The following is a 2,279-nucleotide window of genomic DNA, read 5'->3' as shown; positions in this document are numbered from 1 at the left end:
GGGTGAGCGCCTCCACGAACGGGGCGCGCAGTTCGGCGGGCAGCGAGTCCAGGACGTCGCGATGGGTGCGGTCCACGATCTCCTGGGAGCGGCGCACCAGCCGGCGGCCCTTGTCCGTCAGGGTGAGGATCTTGACCCGGCGGTCGCTGGGGCTGGGGGTGCGCTCGGCGAGTCCGTCCTTCTCCAGGCGGTCGGTGAGCACCACCATCGTGGTCTTGTCGAGGCCGATGGATTCGGCGATTTGCGTTTGCGTCAGTTCGCCGTGGCGTGCCTTGTAGAGGACGCAGTGGGCGCGGGGGGAGATCCCGAGGTCGGCCAGGTTCGCCGCCATCTCGGAGGACAGGGCGTGATTGCTCCAGGACAGCAGGAACATCAGGTCGACGTCGGGGGGTGTGATGGCCGGTGCCGTGTCGCTCATCCGTCCAGCGTAACCGGATCTGCCGCAACGAGAAAGTTCGGTAGCGAAACGATTGCGGAAGCGATCAACCTGCCCAGGCAACTGAAGAAGAAATAGTTCTGAAGTAGATGATGTGGATCGGGACTGTATGGTACGGTCCTGTCTGTTGCGGAGAAACCAGGAGGCGTTTCCCATGTCCGAGCCCGTCCCCACGACCGATCGCACGAGATGGGTCGCGTTCGCGGTGCTCTGCTCGATGCAGCTGATGATCGTCGTGGACATCAGCATCGTGACGGTGGCCCTGCGCTCCATCCAGGACGACCTGGGCATCGATCAGGCCCGGCTCGCCTGGGTCACCAACGCCTACACCCTCGGCTTCGGCGGCGTCCTGCTGCTCTCCGGACGGCTGGGCGATCTCGTCGGCCGCAAGCGGATGTTCCTCATCGGGCTGACCACCTTCACCGGCGCCTCGGCCTTCGCCGGGCTCGCCTGGAACCAGGAAGTGCTCATCGCGATGCGCTTCATCCAGGGCACCGGCGCCGGGATGGCCTTCGCCGTCGTGATGGGCATCATCGTGACGCTGTTCACCGACCCCCGCGAGCGCGGCATGGCCATGGGGGCCTCCGGCTTCGCCCAGGCCGCCGGGGCCTCGTTCGGCATCATCGCGGGCGGCGTCCTCTCCCACGGCATCAGCTGGCACTGGGTGTTCTACGTCAACGTCCCGATCGGCGTGGTCGCCCTCTACCTCGCGGCCAGGCTGGTCCCCGAGGACCGCGGCCCCGGCCTCGGCGCGGGTGCCGACGTCATCGGCGCCGCCCTGGTCACCTGCGCGCTGCTGCTGGGCGTCTACACCATCACCACCGTCCCCGACTACGGCTGGACCTCCGGCCACACGCTCGGCTTCGGCGGCACCGCCCTCGCCCTGCTCATCGGCTTCCTGATCCGCGAGGCCACCGCGGCCGTCCCGCTGGTGCGGCTCGGCGTCTTCCGCAACCGCAACCTCGCCGGCGGCAACCTCGTCCATCTGCTGTTCACCGCGAGCACCGTGCCGTTCAACATCCTCATCGCCCTCTACCTCCAGCAGGTCGTCGGCCACTCGGCGCTGTCCACCGCGTTCGCCTTCCTGCCGCTGGCCGTCGTCTCGGCCATCTGCTCCCTGGCGCTCTTCGCCCGGTTCAGCATGCGCCACGGGCCGCGCACCGTCCTCATCACCGGTCTGCTGCTGGTCGCGGGCGGCCTGGGGCTGGCCGCCCGGATGCCCGTCGACCCGGTGTACGTCGTGGACTTCCTGCCGGTGGCCCTGCTGGTCGGCATGGGCGGCGGTCTCGTGATGCCCGCCGTGATGATGATCAGCATGTCGGTGCGGTCGCCCGACGAGGTCGGACTGGCCTCCGGTGTCGCGGGCACCTCCGGGATGATCGGCGACACCCTCGGCATCGCCGCCCTGGCCGCCATCGCCACCGCCCACACCAACGCGCTCATCGCGGACGGCGGAGAACCGGTCAACGCCCTCAACGAAGGCTTCCAGCTGGCGTTCCTGATCGCCGCCGGTGTGATCGTGCTCGGCCTCGCCGTCGCGGTCCTCGTCCTGCGGCCCCAGCCCGCGCCGCCCGCCGGTCCCCCCGGACCGCCCCCCACCGGCGAGGAAGAGCACGCCGCCGCCGGCAACCGACCCGCAGCCCACCGCTGACGTCAAGGAGAGACCACATGACCGCCAAAGCCCAGCCCTCCCCGGCCACCCACGCCCCGGCGGCCAACCGCCCAGGTCCCTGGCAGCCGCGAGCGATCGGCGTGGCCGCCGCCGGGGTCGCCGCCGCCCTGATCTGGATCATCGCCAACGCCGCCGGTGCCGAGCTGAGCGTCGTCCAGGGCGACGCCGACC

The 2,279-nt window shown here is 70.0% G+C and carries 2 protein-coding genes; one reads left to right on the top strand and one right to left on the bottom strand.

What is annotated here, in order from left to right:
* Positions 1-418 (bottom strand): MarR family winged helix-turn-helix transcriptional regulator (locus ACFV5N_RS27245; protein WP_385605032.1); only part of this gene is annotated, 418 nt, incomplete at its 3' end.
* 172 nt (positions 419-590) lie between these two features.
* Between ACFV5N_RS27245 and ACFV5N_RS27240 the strand changes: the two genes are divergently transcribed.
* Complete coding sequence (locus ACFV5N_RS27240; protein ID WP_385605029.1) at positions 591-2,087, top strand: MFS transporter; 1,497 nt, start codon at positions 591-593, stop codon at positions 2,085-2,087.
* Positions 2,088-2,279 lie beyond the last annotated feature (192 nt).

This window comes from Streptomyces sp. NPDC059853 (assembly GCF_042731495.1).
Classification (GTDB): domain Bacteria; phylum Actinomycetota; class Actinomycetes; order Streptomycetales; family Streptomycetaceae; genus Streptomyces.
Note: the sequence above shows the minus strand (reverse complement) of the source record. Positions and strands in the feature narration are given on the sequence as shown.